The sequence below is a fragment of the Cupriavidus sp. NPDC089707 genome (assembly GCF_044748965.1).
Classification (GTDB): domain Bacteria; phylum Pseudomonadota; class Gammaproteobacteria; order Burkholderiales; family Burkholderiaceae; genus Cupriavidus.
On the sequence record NZ_JBIVHB010000003.1, the window covers coordinates 291896 to 305900 of the forward strand.

Genomic DNA, 14005 nt, shown 5'->3' on the forward strand with positions numbered 1-14005 from the left:
TTATGCGTGTTGTCTTTATATTGGCAAGCCACGGCGCACCTGCGCGCGTCGCCGTGGCTGCCACTGATTACTTGGTCAGAACAAAGCCCTTGAGCTTGGCGAAGGCAGCCTCCAGCAGCGCCTTCTGTTGCTCGTTGTGCTTTGCGTAGTAGCCCACCGCCGGCGAAGCCGAGGCGGGACGACCGGCATAACCGAGCTTCTGGCCATCCGTCATGTTTTCCATGATGTAGTGCTGCACGAAGAACCAGGCGCCCTGGTTCTGCGGCTCGTCCTGGCACCACACGATCTCGGTGGCGTTCGGATACTTCTTCAGCTCCGCTGCGATGGCCTTGTGCGGGAACGGGTAGAGCTGTTCCAGGCGGATGATCGCGGTGTCGTTGGCCTCGCGTTCCTTGCGCGTGTTGACCAGGTCGTAGTAGACCTTGCCCGAGCACATGATGACGCGCTTGACCTTGCTGGCGTTCAGTTCTTCCTGGTCGGCGATGACCGTCTCGAAGTGGCCCTTGGCCAGATCCGACAGCGGCGACACGGCGTCCTTGTTACGCAGCAGCGATTTCGGCGTCATGATCACCAGCGGCTTGCGGAACAGGCGGATCATCTGGCGGCGCAGCAGGTGGAAGATCTGGGCCGGCGTGGTCGGCTGGCAGACCTGCATGTTGTGGTCCGCGCAGAGCTGCAGGAAACGCTCGATACGCGCCGAGCTGTGTTCCGGACCCTGGCCTTCGTAGCCGTGCGGCAGCATCAGGGTCAGGCCCGAGGCGCGGCCCCACTTCACTTCACCCGACGAGATGAACTGGTCGATCACCACCTGGGCACCGTTGACGAAGTCGCCGAACTGGGCTTCCCAGATCACCAGCGCGTTCGGCTCGGCTGCGGAGTAGCCGTATTCGAAACCGAGCACGGCTTCTTCGGACAGCACCGAGTCGATCACGGTGAACGGCGCCTGGTTTTCCGACACGTTCTGCAGCGGCACATACGAGCCGGCATCCCAGCGCTCGCGCGCCTGGTCGTGCAGCACGGAATGGCGGTGGGTGAAGGTGCCGCGGCCGGCGTCCTGGCCGGTAATGCGCACCGGGTAGCCCGAGGACACCAGCGAGGCGAAGGCCAGGTGCTCACCCATGCCCCAGTCCAGCGGCTGGTCGCCACGGCCCATGTTGGCGCGGTCCTTGACGACCTTCTCCACCAGCGGGTGCAGCTTCAGTGTCTCAGGCGTGGTAGTGATGCGTTCGGCCAGGCGCTTCAGTTCGGTCACCGGCACGGCGGTGTCGGCGGCGTCGGTCCACTTGCGGTTCAGGAACGGCATCCAGTCCACGGCGAACTTGTTCTTGAAGTTCGACAGGACAGGGTCGGCGGTGTGCTTGCCGGCGTCCATCGCGGCGCGGTATTCCTTGACCTTCTCGTCGCCGAAGCTGGCAGCAACCAGGTTCTGCGCAGCCAGCTTGTCGGCGTACAGCTTGCGCGTGCCGGCATGCTGGCTGATCTTCTTGTACATCAGCGGCTGCGTGACCGCGGGGGTGTCCTGCTCGTTGTGGCCCAGCTTGCGGAAGCAGATGATGTCGACCACGACGTCCTTGTTGAATTCCATGCGGAAGTCAACGGCCAGCTGCATGGCGTACACCACGGCTTCGGGATCGTCGCCGTTCACGTGCAGCACCGGGGCCTCGATCATCTTGACCACGTCCGTGCAGTACAGCGTCGAGCGGGCGTCGCGCGGGTCGGAGGTGGTGAAGCCGATCTGGTTGTTGATGACGATGTGCATCGTGCCACCCGTGCCGTAGCCGCGGGTCTGCGCGAGGTTCAGCGTCTCCATGACCACGCCCTGGCCGGCAAAGGCGGCGTCACCGTGCACCTGCACCGGCAGCACTTCCTTATGGCCGACTTCGCCGCGGCGTTCCTGGCGGGCCTTGGCCGAGCCTTCGACCACCGGGTTGACGATTTCCAGGTGCGACGGGTTGAACGCCAACGACAGGTGCACCGGGCCGCCGTCGGTCGAGACGTCGCTCGAGAAGCCCTTGTGGTACTTGACGTCACCGGCCGGCAGGTCGTCGACGTGCTTGCCTTCGAATTCGGCGAACAGGTCGGCGGGCATCTTGCCCAGGGTATTGACCAGCACGTTCAGGCGGCCGCGGTGGGCCATGCCGATCACGATTTCCTGCACACCCTTGGAGCCGGCGTGCTGGATCAGTTCGTCCATCGCGGCGATGAAGCTTTCGCCGCCTTCCAGCGAGAAACGCTTCTGGCCGACGTATTTGGTGTGGAGGAAGCGCTCCAGGCCTTCGGCCGCGGTCAGGCGATCGAGGATGTGCTTCTTCTTCTCCAGCGTGAAGACCGGCTTGGAACGCGTGGTTTCCAGGCGTTCCTGCCACCAGCGCTTTTGCGCCTGGTCGCTCACGTACATGAATTCGGCGCCGATGGTGCCGCAGTAGGTTTCGCGCAGGTTGTTCAGCAGCTCGCGCAGGCTCATCGACTCCTTGCCAAAGTACGTATTGCTGGCATTGAAGACGATGTCGAGGTCAGCTTCGGAAAAACCATAGAACGCGGGATCCAGATCCGGCAGGGGCGGACGCTCCTGGCGCTTGAGCGGGTCCAGGTCGGCCCAGTGCGAACCGATGTTGCGGTAGGCGGCGATCAGCTGGGTGGCAGCGACGCGCTTGCGGCCCATGTCGGAATCGGCCGAGGCAACGATGGTCTTGATGGGGCCTTGCTTGGCGCGCTCGGCGAACGAGGCAACGATGGGAGCGTGGGCGACATCCCGGCCGTTCGAGCCGTCGACGGCGGGAACGTTCTGCATGGCGTCGAAATACGAACGCCAGTTGTCGGGAACCGAGGCGGGATTCTGGAGGTAGGCTTCGTACAGTTCTTCGACATACGGGGCGTTACCGCCGAAGAGGTACGAATTGCTCTGGTACTGCTGCATCATGGGACGCTCACTATTCTCCGGGTATGCCGGAGTTCAGCGGGTTATTCAACCTTCCGCGACACGGCTTGACCGGTTAGCGGATTGCAAACAACTCTTGGGAGCCCAACTGAGGAGCTTACGCAAACGGCACCACTGGGGTGCCGGATGTGCTGGCTTCCTCACAAGGCCCGAAAGGGCAAGTTGTGCGGGGAAGGACCTTAAGTCTTCACGGCGGTAAGCATAGCACGTTTGCTTTTAAGCAATGTGGACTTTTCGCGATGCGAAACTCTTTCGCACGACAATTCGCATCGTGATCGGCGTTTTAGCAACAGCGACACAACAATCAGAAGCGCGGCTCTATCTTGTCGACGGCATCGGTAATCAGCCCGTCCAGCCCCCAACCCAGCAGTTGCGCCGCCTTTGCCGGGTCGTTCACGGTATAGCTGAGGACGCGGTAGCCGGCCGCGTGCGCGGCCGCAATGATGCCCTCGTCCAGCTCGCGGTAGTTCGTATCGAGTGCCACGCAGCCGAGCCGGCGCAACCGCTCAAGCCAGTCGCCCGGCAACTTGTCGAGCAGCAGCGCACGCGGCAGGTCCGGCGCCACGCTCGCGGCCGCGGCCAGCGCCTCCTCCGAAAATGAAGACAGCAGCGGCGGCACCGCGGCACCGGCCCACAGCGCCGTGGCGTCGAGCGCCACCGCGGCGCCGGTACGGCCTTCGGTGCCGGGCACTGGCTTGATCTCGATATTGACCAGGAAGTCGTTGGCCCGCGTATAGCGGGCGATGGCGGCCAGCGTCGGCAGCGGCTCGCCGGCCCAGGCCGGGCTGTGCCAGCTGCCGGCATCGAGCAGCGCCAGCTCGCCCAGCGTCATTGCATCGACCCTGCCCTTGCCGCTGGTGGTGCGGTCTAGCGTCGCGTCGTGCATCAGCACCGGCTTGCCGTCGGCAGACAACTTGACGTCGAATTCGAACATCCTGTACCCGAAACCGGCGCCGTGCCGGAATGCGGCCAGCGTGTTCTCGGGTGCCAGCTTGCCCGCGCCACGGTGCGCAATATGGTGCGGGTACGGCCAGGCCTGGGCGTCTGCGATGGTTGCCATGTCAGGCCTCGATGCGCTTGCCGGTATCCGGCGCGAAGAAATGCAGGTGGTCGGGCGACGAAGTCACAGGCAGGCGGTCGCCTGCGCGCACCCGGGCATGGCTCTCCAGCCGCACCACCACCGGCTGGCCGCCGAGCGAGCCGTACGCGAACGAGTCGGCGCCAAGCGCCTCCACCACGCGCACATCGACTTCGGCGATGGCCTCGTGCGCGGCGCACGGCTCGATATGTTCCGGCCGCAGCCCAAGCAAAGCCTGTTCAGGCAGGTGCAGCCCCATCGGCAGGTGGCCGAGCGTAGCGGTGGCGCTCTCGGCGCCCTCCTTCGCCACCACCCGCATCTGCGCGTCACCATTGCCTGCGCCGTTGCGAACCACAGGGATCAGGTTCATCGGCGGCGAACCGATAAAGCCTGCCACGAAGGTGCTGGCCGGTTTTGAATAAACTTCCAGCGGTGTGCCGATCTGCTCCACGCGGCCCGCGTTGAGCACCATCATGCGATCGGCCAGCGTCATCGCCTCGACCTGGTCGTGGGTCACGTACAGGCTGGTGGTCCCGAGGCGGCGATGCAACTCCTTCAGTTCCAGCCGCATCTGTACGCGCAGCTTGGCGTCGAGGTTGGACAGCGGCTCGTCGAACAGGAACACCGCCGGCTCGCGCACGATCGCACGGCCCATGGCCACGCGCTGGCGCTGCCCGCCCGACAGCTGGCGCGGCTTGCGTTCCAGCAGCGGCGACAGCTCCAGGATGCCGGCGGCATGCTCCACGCGCTGCTGGATCTCGGCCTTGGCCATGCCGCGGATCTTCAGGCCGTAGGCCATGTTGTCGTACACGCTCATGTGCGGGTAGAGCGCGTAGTTCTGGAACACCATGGCGATGTCCCGCTCGGCCGGCTCCAGGTTGTTGACGACCTTGTCGCCGATATGGATCTCGCCGCCGGTGATGGTTTCCAGCCCCGCCACCATGCGCAGCAGCGTTGACTTGCCGCAGCCCGAAGGGCCGACGATGACGATGAATTCGCCGTCGGCGATTCCCATGTCGATACCGTGCACCACCTGGGTACCGCCGGCGTAGGTTTTCTGAACGTTGCGAAGCGACAGTTTTGCCATTGCTGTTGTCCTGCTGTGCGCGCGGGTCGCGTGCACGCGTTATTTTTCGGTTTCGACCAGGCCCTTGACGAACCACTTCTGCATCAGCACCACCACCACCGCCGGCGGGATCATCGCCAGCATCACCGTGGCCATCACCAGGTTCCAGTCGGTGGCGGCATCGCCCGAGCGCGAGATCATCTGCGTCACGCCCACCACCACCGGCGTCATCGACTTCTGCGTGGTGATCAGCAGCGGCCACAGGTACTGGTTCCAGCCATAGATAAACTGGATCACAAACAGCGCGGCGATGCTGGTGCGCGACAGCGGCAGCACCACGTCCCAGAAAAAGCGCAGTGGCCCGGCGCCGTCGATGCGCGCGGCTTCTGCCAGTTCATCGGGAATGGTCAGGAAGAACTGGCGGAACAGGAAGGTCGCGGTCGCCGACGCAATGATCGGAATGGTCAGCCCGAAATAGCTGTCGAGCAGCCCAAGATCCGACACGACCTTGTAGGTCGGCAGGATCCGCACCTCAACCGGAAGCATCAGCGTGATGAAGATCAGCCAGAAGAAGGTCTTGCGCAGCGGGAACTTGAAATAGACGATGGCAAAGGCCGAGATAATCGAGATCGCGATCTTGCCCAGCGCGATGCCCAGCGCCATGATCAGGCTGTTCTTCATCATGGTCGAGACCGGCGACGCGGCCTCGCCCACGCCCTGGAACAGCACGGTGCGATAGTTCTCGATCAGGTGGCTGCCGGGGATCAGCGTCATCGGCGCGTCCAGCACTTCTTCGGCGGTCAGTGTGGACGCCACGAAGGTCAGATACACCGGGAACACCACCACCACCATGCCGAGGATCAGCACAGCGTGGGTCAGAAAGTCCAGGAAAGGACGACGTTCTACCATGATTGCCTCCTTCAGTACTGGACCTTGCGCTCGACGTAGCGGAACTGCACCACGGTCAGCGCGATCACGATCACCATCAGCACCACCGACTGCGCGGCCGAGCCACCGATATCCATGCCGCGGAAGCCGTCATGGAAGACCTTGTACACCAGCGTATTGGTCGAGTTGAACGGGCCGCCGTGGGTGACCGCATCGATGATCGCGAAGGTGTCGAAGAACGCGTAGACCACGTTGATCACCATCAGGAAGAAGGTGGTCGGCGACAGCAGCGGGAAGATGATCGACCAGAAGCGACGCCAAGGTCCGGCACCGTCGATGGCCGCGGCTTCGATCAGCGAGCGCGGGATGCTCTGCAGCCCGGCCAGGAAGAACAGGAAGTTGTAGCTGATCTGCTTCCATGCCGCGGCCAGCACCACCAGCAGCAGGGCCTGGTTGCCGTTGAGGAGGAAGTTCCATTCCACGCCCATCTTGCGCAACGCGTACGAAACCACGCCCAGGGTCGGGTTGAACATGAACATCCACAGTACGCCCGCCACCGCCGGCGCGACCGCGTACGGCCAGATCAGCAAGGTCTTGTAGCCGACTGCGGCGCGGATCACACGGTCGGCAAAATAGGCCAGCGCCAGCGCAGTGGTCAGACCCACCACGGTGACGCCAATGGCGAAGATCGCGGTGGTCTGGAACGACTCCACATACAGCGGGTCGTTCCACAGCATGCGGAAGTTGTCGAGGCCGACGAACTCCAGATGGATGCCGAAGGCATCCTGCTGCAGCATCGACTGGTACAGCGCCTGCCCGGCGGGCAGGAAGAAAAAGATCAGCGTGATCGCGATCTGCGGCAATACCAGCAGATATGGCAGCCACGGAGAGCGGAAAACGACGCGTTTTTCCATAAACGGATTCCGGCGAGTGCCGCGGGTCGCGGCATCGTTCAAGGTACGGCGTTACGGCTGACCCGATGTGGCCAGCCACAATGCAAGCGGGCGGAGGTTTCGCCGCCGCCCGCCCTTTTCCATCAGCTTGCTATCGGGGCGCGCTTATTCGCGCGCGGTCTTCTGGAAGCGCTCCAGCAGATCGTTGCCACGGGCCACGGCCGAGTCCAGCGCTGCCTTGGGCTCCTTCTTGCCAGCCCAGACGGCTTCCAGCTCCTCGTCAACCACGGTACGGATCTGCACCATGTTGCCCAGGCGCACGCCGCGCGACTTGTCGGTGGTCTTGACCACCATCTGCTGCACCGACACATCGGCACCCGGGTTCTTGTCGTAGTAGCCAGACTTCCTGGTCATCTCGTAGGCTGCCATCGTCACAGGCAGGTAGCCGGTGGCCTGGTGCCAGTCGGACTGGATCTCCGGACGCGACAGGAAGTTGAAGAACTTGGCCACGCCCTTGTACTCGTCCGGCTTCTTGCCGCCCATCACCCACAGCGAGGCGCCGCCGATGATGGTGTTCTGCGGCGCGCCCTGTACTTCCGGGTAGTACGGCAACTGGGCCACCGCGAACGCGAATTTGGCGTTCTTGCGGATATTGGCCAGCGAGGCCGACGAGCCGGTGAACATCGCGCACTCGCCGTTGTAGAACTTGGCCTGCGATTCTGCCTTGCGGCCGCCATAGCTGAAGTAGCCCTTCTTCACCATGTCCTGCAGGTTGGTGATGTGCTTGACGTGCAGCGGGCTGTTGAAGACCAGGCGCGTGTCGGTGCCGCCAAAGCCGTTGTTCTTGGTGGCGTACAGCGTGTTATGCCAGGCCGAGAAGCTTTCCAGATGAACCCAGCCCTGCCAGTCGGTGGTGTACGCGCAGTTGGTGCCCGATGCCTTCAGCTTGGCCGAGTACTGCATCACCTCCGGCCAGGTCTTGGGCGCCTTCTCCGGGTCCAGGCCAGCCTTCTTGAAGGCATCCTTGTTGTAATAGAAGACCGTGGTCGAGCTGTTGAATGGGAATGACAGCATCTCGCCCTTGGACGACGTGTAGTAGCCTGCCACGGCCGGGATGTAGGCCTTCTGGTCGAATTTCTCGCCGGCGTCCTTCATCACCGTCGACACTGGCTTGATCGCGCCTTTGGCGCTCATCATGGTGGCGGTGCCGACTTCGAATACCTGCAGGATGGCCGGCGCGCCGCCGGCACGGAAGGCGGCGATGCCGGCCGCCATGGTTTCGTCGTAGTTGCCCTTGTTGACCGGCACGATCTTGTATTCGGCCTGGCTCGCGTTGAACTTGTTGGCGATCTCGTTCACCTTGTCGTTCAGCGCGCCCTGCATGGCGTGCCACCACTGGATCTCAACGGCGGCATGCGCGCTGCCGGCCCCGGTCAGGGCGGCCAGCGCGACGAGTTTGAGCGCGGTACGGGATACGGACATGGGTGGCTCTCCTTGGTCTCACTTGTTTTGGGCGGTCGGAAACCCGACAGCATGTGATTCTTTTGTGACAGCGGCATGTTACGCCGGTCGCACCCGGGCAAGCAAATCAGCAACTTCACGGATCCTGCCGTTTTGCAGTGCAATAACGGACGAAGACAGCAGGACGACGGTTACAATGGCCCGCCATGCAATCCCTGAACAAGCTCTCTAATTCCGTGCTGCAGCGCGTGCGCGGCGTGCTGACCGATATCGACGGCACGCTGACCACCGACGGTCGGCTGCCCGCCTCCACTTATCTGGCGCTCGACGGACTGCGCCAGGCCGGCCTGCACGTCATCCCGGTGACGGGCCGATGCATTGCGTGGGCCGAGATCCTGACCCGCCTGTGGCCGGTGGACGCGATCATCGGCGAGAACGGTGCCTTCTATTCGCACCTGCGCGATGGCCGGCTGCATACCCGCTTCCTGGACGATGCGTCCACCCGGGCGCGCAACCTCGAGCGCATCCATGCGCTTGGCCAGCGCATCCTGCTTGAGGTGCCGGGCTGCGCGCTGGCGTCAGACCAGGCTTGGCACGCCGCCGACCTGGCGATTGACCATGCCGAAGACGTGCCGCCCCTGCCGCAGGAAGCGGTGGACCGCATTGCCACGTTGATGCGCGGGGCCGGCATGACCGCCACCGTCAGTTCCATCCATGTCAACGGCTGGTTCGGACAGCATGACAAGCTGTCGATGAGCAAGCTGTGCGTGGCAGAGCTGCTGGGGGAAGACCTGGATGCGTGCCGGGACGAATGGCTGTTTATCGGCGATTCGGCCAACGATGCCAGCATGTTCGCGCATTTTCCACTCTCGGTGGGGGTGGCCAATGTACGGGATATCCTGCCGCAGCTGCCGGTGCCACCGGCTTATATTACGGCTGCGGCGGGAGGTGAGGGATTTGCGGAGATGGCACGGCGGGCGGTGGAAGCGCGGGGGTGAGGCCGGCTCAGCACTGCGAAGAATGCTTGTTTGCTCCCCTCTCCCGCTTGCGGAAGAGGGGCCGGCGGTGAGGGTCGGCGGCGGCATGCTACCGCGCCGCGACTTCGTTGATGCACTGGCCCTCTCCCCAACCCTCTCCCGCAAGCGGGAGAGAGAGCACACAAGCAGGAAAATGAAACGTCCGGGAGTTATCGCGCTCAGTCGAATCCCAATTCCTGCAGCTTGCGCGTAATGGTGTTTCGCCCGATACCCAGCCGGGTCGCAGCCTCGACCCGGCGCCCGCGCGTGACACCGAGCGCGGCTTCCAGCACCGCCTTCTCGAACCGGCGTGTCAGCACATCCATGACCTCCGGCTGCCCGGCCTCGAGCATGGCGCGCGCTTCGCCGGCCAGCAGGTGTTCCCAGCCGGCGGCGGTGCCGGCCGGCGCGGCGCTGACAGCCGGCGCCGGCCGCACCACGGTAGCGGTGTCCGCCTCCGCCACCGGCATGGCAAAGCCGCCGTAGTCGGCCAGTTCATGACCGGTTTCGTACTCAGTGGCACGCGCCTCGGCCATGCGCTCGGGCCGCGGCGCATTGATTGGCTCGCTGGTGCCAGCCTCCAGCATCTCGCGCGGCAGGTCCTTGACCTCGATGGTCTGGGCCGGTGCCATCACCGTCAGCCAGTTGCACAGGTTCTCGAGCTGGCGCACATTGCCGGGGAACGGCAGCGTGCTGACATAAGACAGCGCCTCGTCCGACATGCGTTTGGGCTCGACGCCCAGTTCCTTGGCGCTCTTCTGCAGGAAATGGCGGGCCAGCAGCGTGATGTCCTCGGGCCGCTCGCGCAGCGGGGGCAAGCGCAGCCGGATCACGTTCAGGCGGTGGAACAAGTCCTCGCGGAACAGGCCCTCCTTGACGCGCAGCTCCAGGTTCTGGTGCGTGGCGGCGATGACTCGCACATTGGCGCGCAATGGGTTGTGGCCGCCGACGCGATAGAAGTTGCCGTCGGACAGCACGCGCAGCAGGCGGGTCTGCAGGTCGAACGGCATGTCCCCGATTTCATCGAGGAACAACGTGCCGCCCTCGGCCTGCTCGAAGCGGCCGCGCCGCATGGTCTGCGCGCCGGTGAAGGCCCCGCGCTCGTGGCCGAACAGTTCGGATTCGAGCAGGTCCTTGGGAATGGCTGCGGTATTGAGCGCGATGAACGGGCCATTGGCACGTGGGCTGTGCTTGTGCAGCGCGCGCGCAACCAGTTCCTTGCCGGTGCCCGACTCGCCGGTGATCATCACCGTGACGTTCGATTGCGACAGCCGGCCGATGGCGCGGAACACGTCCTGCATCGCCGGCGCCTGGCCGAGAATCTCGGGTGCGTCGACCAGCCGGTCGTCCATCTCCTCTTCGCGCAGGCTTTCTTCCAGCGCACGGCGGATCAGCTCGACCGCCTTGTCGACATCGAACGGCTTGGCCAGGTACTCGAAGGCGCCGCCCTGGAACGCCGCCACGGCGCTGTCCAGGTCAGAGTACGCGGTCATCACAATGACCGGCAAACCCGGATGCCGTGCCTTGATGGCCTGCAGCAGGTCCAGCCCGGAACCGCCGGGCATGCGGATATCGGAAATCAGCACCTGCGGCTGGTCTTCTTCCAGCGCGGCCAGCACGTCCCGCACATTGGTGAAGCTGCGCGAGAGCAGGCTTTCACGGGCAAGGGCCTTTTCCAGGACCCAGCGGATTGATTGATCGTCGTCGACTATCCAGATCGGCTTCATGTGCGTCGCTTGTCTGCTCGGTGTCATTTGGTCTTCCACATGCCCGGCACTGCGGCGCGATCGCTCGCGGACAGCTAGTGCAACGGCAGCAGGATGCGGAAGTCGGTACAGCCCGGCCGGCTCTCGCATTCGATCAAGCCCTCGTGCTGCTGCACGAAGGTTTGAGCGAGTGTGAGACCGAGACCGCTGCCGCCATCCCTACCCGATACCAGCGGATAGAAGATGCGCTCGCGAATGTCTTCGGGGATTCCCGGGCCGTTGTCGATCACATGCAAGTCCAATGCCAGCTTGAACAACCGCTTGGCGATGGTGACCTGGCGCGCCACGCGCGTGCGCAGCACGATCTGCGCATCGCCGCGCGCAATGTGACCGGCCAGCGCCTGCGCGGCGTTGTGCACGATGTTGAGCATCGCCTGAATCAGCTGCTCCATGTCGCCCTGCAACTCGGGCAGGCTGGCGTCATAGTCGCGCACGATTTCCAGCCCGTTGGGAAACTCGGCCAGCACCACCGAGCGCACCCGCTCCAGCACCTCGTGGATATTCAAGCTCGACACGATATGCGGATGGCGGTGCGGCTCCAGCAGCCGGTCCACCAGCGTCTGCAGACGGTCCGACTCCTTGATGATGACCTGAGTGTATTCGCGCAGCGAGCGCTCCGGCAGTTCGAACTCCAGCAGTTGCGCGGCGCCGCGGATGCCGCCGAGCGGATTCTTGATCTCATGCGCCAGGTTGCGGATCAGTTCCTTGTTCGCCGAGGTCAGATCGAGGATGCGCTCCTCGCGATCGCTGCGCACCTTCTGTTCGTTGGGCAGAATCTCCACCACCACAGTGTCGCCGGCCGCTTCCAGCGCGGCGATCACTACGTGGGCATGGATGGGTTCCTGTAGCGGCGGGTGCAGCACCAGGTCCTGGCGGCGCACGTCGAACTGGCGCGCGACCACGGTGTCGAGCATGTTGTGCAGTTCGTCCGAGCGCCCGAACAGGTCCGGCAGCGAGAGCTCGACCATGCCCCGGCGCGACACACCGAAGGTTGCCTCGGCGGCAGGATTGGCGTAAACCACGCGCAGGCCGGGCTGCCGCACCAGCAGCACCGGATTGGCGACCACGTCCAGACCAGCATGGAAGGCCACCACGCCCATGGACAACACCTGGGCGCTGGCGCCCGATTGCGCGAGGTCCGGTGCGGGAGACTCGCCACGGGCACTGTCGGCACCTCCGACCTTGCGTGACACACCGCGAATCAGGCGACGCATAAGACTTAGTCCTTCAGGTTGCCAAGCTCGCGCCGCAGCGATGCCGCGTTGGCTTCGCTGCGCGCAATGTCGTCGCGCAGTGCCGCGGTGCGATCCAGGTATTTCTGATAATTGCGCTCGTTGCCCTGGCGCTCGGGCTGGCCGTTGTTGTATTCGGCGCGCAGCGCCTGCAGCTTGACTTCTTCGGCCTGCAGCTCCTGCGTGAGCACGGTCCGGCGCTCGCCGTCGCGGCTGCGCTGCGTGGCACTGTCCACGCGCGGGAAGCTGGCGTTGCTGGCCGCTGCCGCACCGCCCTTGGCCGGCGCCGGTGCGATGCGCCCGCCAGGCACGGTCACCACATCGGGCAGGTTCAGCTTCTTGCACCCCTTGCCGGCGTTGCCGTTGCGATATTCGGGTACGCCGTTGGGGCCGGTGCAAACGTAGACGTCGGAAGACGACTGCGCCTGCGACAGCCCGGCCCAGCTACCCAGCGTCAATGCCACGGCACCCACCAGAACAGGGAATCGAACACGAAATTGGTGCAGCGACGCGGCCCGGCTGGCCTTGCGCGAAGAAGCGTCCATGGACATGGCGTTAGGTGTGAACAGGGATGGATCGGGATGGGATCGGATTCCCCATTCTAGCGAGCAAAGCAAAAAGGGACAGCCTAAGCCGCCCCTTTCTGGTGCAACTGTTGCCCGGTCACAACCTGCGTCATTCCCGGGCAAGGGCCGCTTACAGCGAGTAGTACATTTCGAACTCGACCGGGTGGGTGGTCATGCGGAAACGCGTGACTTCTTCCATCTTCAGCTCGATGTACGCATCGATCATCGAGTTCGAGAACACGCCGCCGCGGGTCAGGAACTCGCGGTCGTTGTCCAGGTACTCCAGCGACTGGTCGAGGCTCGAGCAGACGGTCGGGATCTTTGCATCCTCTTCCGGCGGCAGGTCGTACAGGTTCTTGTCGGCGGCTTCGCCCGGGTGGATCTTGTTCATCACGCCGTCCAGGCCGGCCATCAGCAGCGCCGAGAAGCCCAGGTACGGGTTCATCAGCGGATCCGGGAAGCGGGTCTCGATGCGGCGGCCCTTCGGGTTGGCCACATACGGGATACGGATCGAAGCCGAACGGTTGCGGGCCGAGTAGGCCAGCTTGACCGGCGCTTCGAAGCCCGGCACCAGGCGCTTGTACGAGTTCGTGCCCGGATTGGTGATGGCGTTCAGCGCGCGGGCGTGCTTGATAATGCCGCCGATGTAGTACAGCGCGAATTCCGACAGGCCGGCGTAGCCGTTGCCAGCGAACAGGTTCTGGCCGTCCTTCCAGACCGACTGGTGCACGTGCATGCCCGAGCCGTTGTCGCCAACGACCGGCTTCGGCATGAAGGTGGCGGTCTTGCCGTAGGTGTGCGCGACGTTCTGGATCACGTACTTCTGCAGCTGGGTCCAGTCGGCGCGCTGCACCAGCGTGCTGAAGCGGGTGCCGATTTCGTTCTGGCCCTGGCCAGCCACTTCGTGGTGGTGGACTTCAACGGGAATGCCCAGCGATTCCAGGATCAGGCACATTTCCGAACGCATGTCCTGGAAGGTGTCGATCGGGGCGACCGGGAAGTAGCCGCCCTTCTTGCCCGGACGGTGGCCGGCGTTGCCGTGCTCGAATTCCTTGCCCGACGACAACGGGGATAATACGGATTGTATGTAAACAAACAACC

At 64.1% G+C, this 14005-nt stretch carries 11 protein-coding genes; 1 reads left to right on the top strand and 10 read right to left on the bottom strand.

The window, feature by feature from the left end; translation table 11 throughout:
- Nucleotides 1-67: 67 nt before the first annotated feature.
- From ACIP1U_RS07680 to ugpB, 6 genes are all read right to left on the bottom strand, one after another.
- Nucleotides 68-2920, bottom strand: a complete 2853-nt coding sequence (locus tag ACIP1U_RS07680; RefSeq protein ID WP_400313456.1) for a 2-oxoglutarate dehydrogenase E1 component — start codon at nt 2918-2920, stop codon at nt 68-70.
- A 322-nt stretch (nt 2921-3242) separates the two neighbouring features.
- Entirely contained in the window at nt 3243-3998 is a 756-nt protein-coding gene (gene ugpQ / locus ACIP1U_RS07685; RefSeq protein WP_400313458.1) for a glycerophosphodiester phosphodiesterase, read from the bottom strand.
- 1 nt (nt 3999) lies between these two features.
- A complete protein-coding gene (locus tag ACIP1U_RS07690; protein ID WP_400313461.1) occupies nt 4000-5103 on the bottom strand; it encodes a sn-glycerol-3-phosphate import ATP-binding protein UgpC in 1104 nt (367 codons plus the stop codon).
- Between the two features lie 39 nt (nt 5104-5142).
- Nucleotides 5143-5991 carry a sn-glycerol-3-phosphate ABC transporter permease UgpE gene (gene ugpE / locus ACIP1U_RS07695; RefSeq protein ID WP_400313464.1) on the bottom strand — a complete coding sequence of 283 codons (849 nt, stop codon included), beginning with the start codon at nt 5989-5991 and terminating at the stop codon, nt 5143-5145.
- Between the two features lie 11 nt (nt 5992-6002).
- Entirely contained in the window at nt 6003-6884 is an 882-nt protein-coding gene (gene ugpA, locus ACIP1U_RS07700) for a sn-glycerol-3-phosphate ABC transporter permease UgpA (protein WP_400313467.1), read from the bottom strand.
- A gap of 144 nt (nt 6885-7028) precedes the next feature.
- On the bottom strand, nt 7029-8345 hold the full coding sequence (gene ugpB, locus ACIP1U_RS07705) for a sn-glycerol-3-phosphate ABC transporter substrate-binding protein UgpB (protein WP_400313469.1): 1317 nt from the start codon (nt 8343-8345) through the stop codon (nt 7029-7031).
- Between the two features lie 185 nt (nt 8346-8530).
- Between ugpB and ACIP1U_RS07710 the strand changes: the two genes are divergently transcribed.
- Nucleotides 8531-9322 carry an HAD-IIB family hydrolase gene (locus tag ACIP1U_RS07710; protein WP_400313472.1) on the top strand — a complete coding sequence of 264 codons (792 nt, stop codon included), beginning with the start codon at nt 8531-8533 and terminating at the stop codon, nt 9320-9322.
- Nucleotides 9323-9519: 197 nt separating this feature from the next.
- Here ACIP1U_RS07710 and ntrC read toward each other — a convergent pair whose 3' ends face one another.
- The 4 genes from ntrC to ACIP1U_RS07730 form a co-directional block, all read right to left on the bottom strand.
- Entirely contained in the window at nt 9520-11067 is a 1548-nt protein-coding gene (gene ntrC, locus ACIP1U_RS07715) for a nitrogen regulation protein NR(I) (protein WP_400313838.1), read from the bottom strand.
- A 74-nt stretch (nt 11068-11141) separates the two neighbouring features.
- Complete coding sequence (gene glnL, locus ACIP1U_RS07720; RefSeq protein ID WP_400313475.1) at nt 11142-12320, bottom strand: nitrogen regulation protein NR(II); 1179 nt, start codon at nt 12318-12320, stop codon at nt 11142-11144.
- Nucleotides 12321-12325: 5 nt separating this feature from the next.
- A complete protein-coding gene (locus ACIP1U_RS07725; protein ID WP_400313477.1) occupies nt 12326-12883 on the bottom strand; it encodes a DUF4124 domain-containing protein in 558 nt (185 codons plus the stop codon).
- 151 nt (nt 12884-13034) lie between these two features.
- Nucleotides 13035-14005: 3-hydroxylaminophenol mutase (locus ACIP1U_RS07730; RefSeq protein WP_400313479.1), on the bottom strand; the 971-nt coding region annotated here is incomplete at its 5' end.

What these genes read in the sequence shown, in the direction of transcription:
- ACIP1U_RS07710 (WP_400313472.1), top strand. Translation starts at nt 8,531, where the DNA reads ATGCAATCCCTGAACAAGCTCTCTAATTCCGTGCTGCAGCGCGTGCGC.
- ACIP1U_RS07690 (WP_400313461.1), bottom strand. Translation starts at nt 5,103, where the DNA reads ATGGCAAAACTGTCGCTTCGCAACGTTCAGAAAACCTACGCCGGCGGT.
- ugpQ (WP_400313458.1), bottom strand. Translation starts at nt 3,998, where the DNA reads ATGGCAACCATCGCAGACGCCCAGGCCTGGCCGTACCCGCACCATATT.
- ugpA (WP_400313467.1), bottom strand. Translation starts at nt 6,884, where the DNA reads ATGGAAAAACGCGTCGTTTTCCGCTCTCCGTGGCTGCCATATCTGCTG.
- ntrC (WP_400313838.1), bottom strand. Translation starts at nt 11,067, where the DNA reads ATGAAGCCGATCTGGATAGTCGACGACGATCAATCAATCCGCTGGGTC.
- glnL (WP_400313475.1), bottom strand. Translation starts at nt 12,320, where the DNA reads ATGCGTCGCCTGATTCGCGGTGTGTCACGCAAGGTCGGAGGTGCCGAC.
- ugpE (WP_400313464.1), bottom strand. Translation starts at nt 5,991, where the DNA reads ATGGTAGAACGTCGTCCTTTCCTGGACTTTCTGACCCACGCTGTGCTG.
- ugpB (WP_400313469.1), bottom strand. Translation starts at nt 8,345, where the DNA reads ATGTCCGTATCCCGTACCGCGCTCAAACTCGTCGCGCTGGCCGCCCTG.
- ACIP1U_RS07725 (WP_400313477.1), bottom strand. Translation starts at nt 12,883, where the DNA reads ATGGACGCTTCTTCGCGCAAGGCCAGCCGGGCCGCGTCGCTGCACCAA.
- ACIP1U_RS07680 (WP_400313456.1), bottom strand. Translation starts at nt 2,920, where the DNA reads ATGATGCAGCAGTACCAGAGCAATTCGTACCTCTTCGGCGGTAACGCC.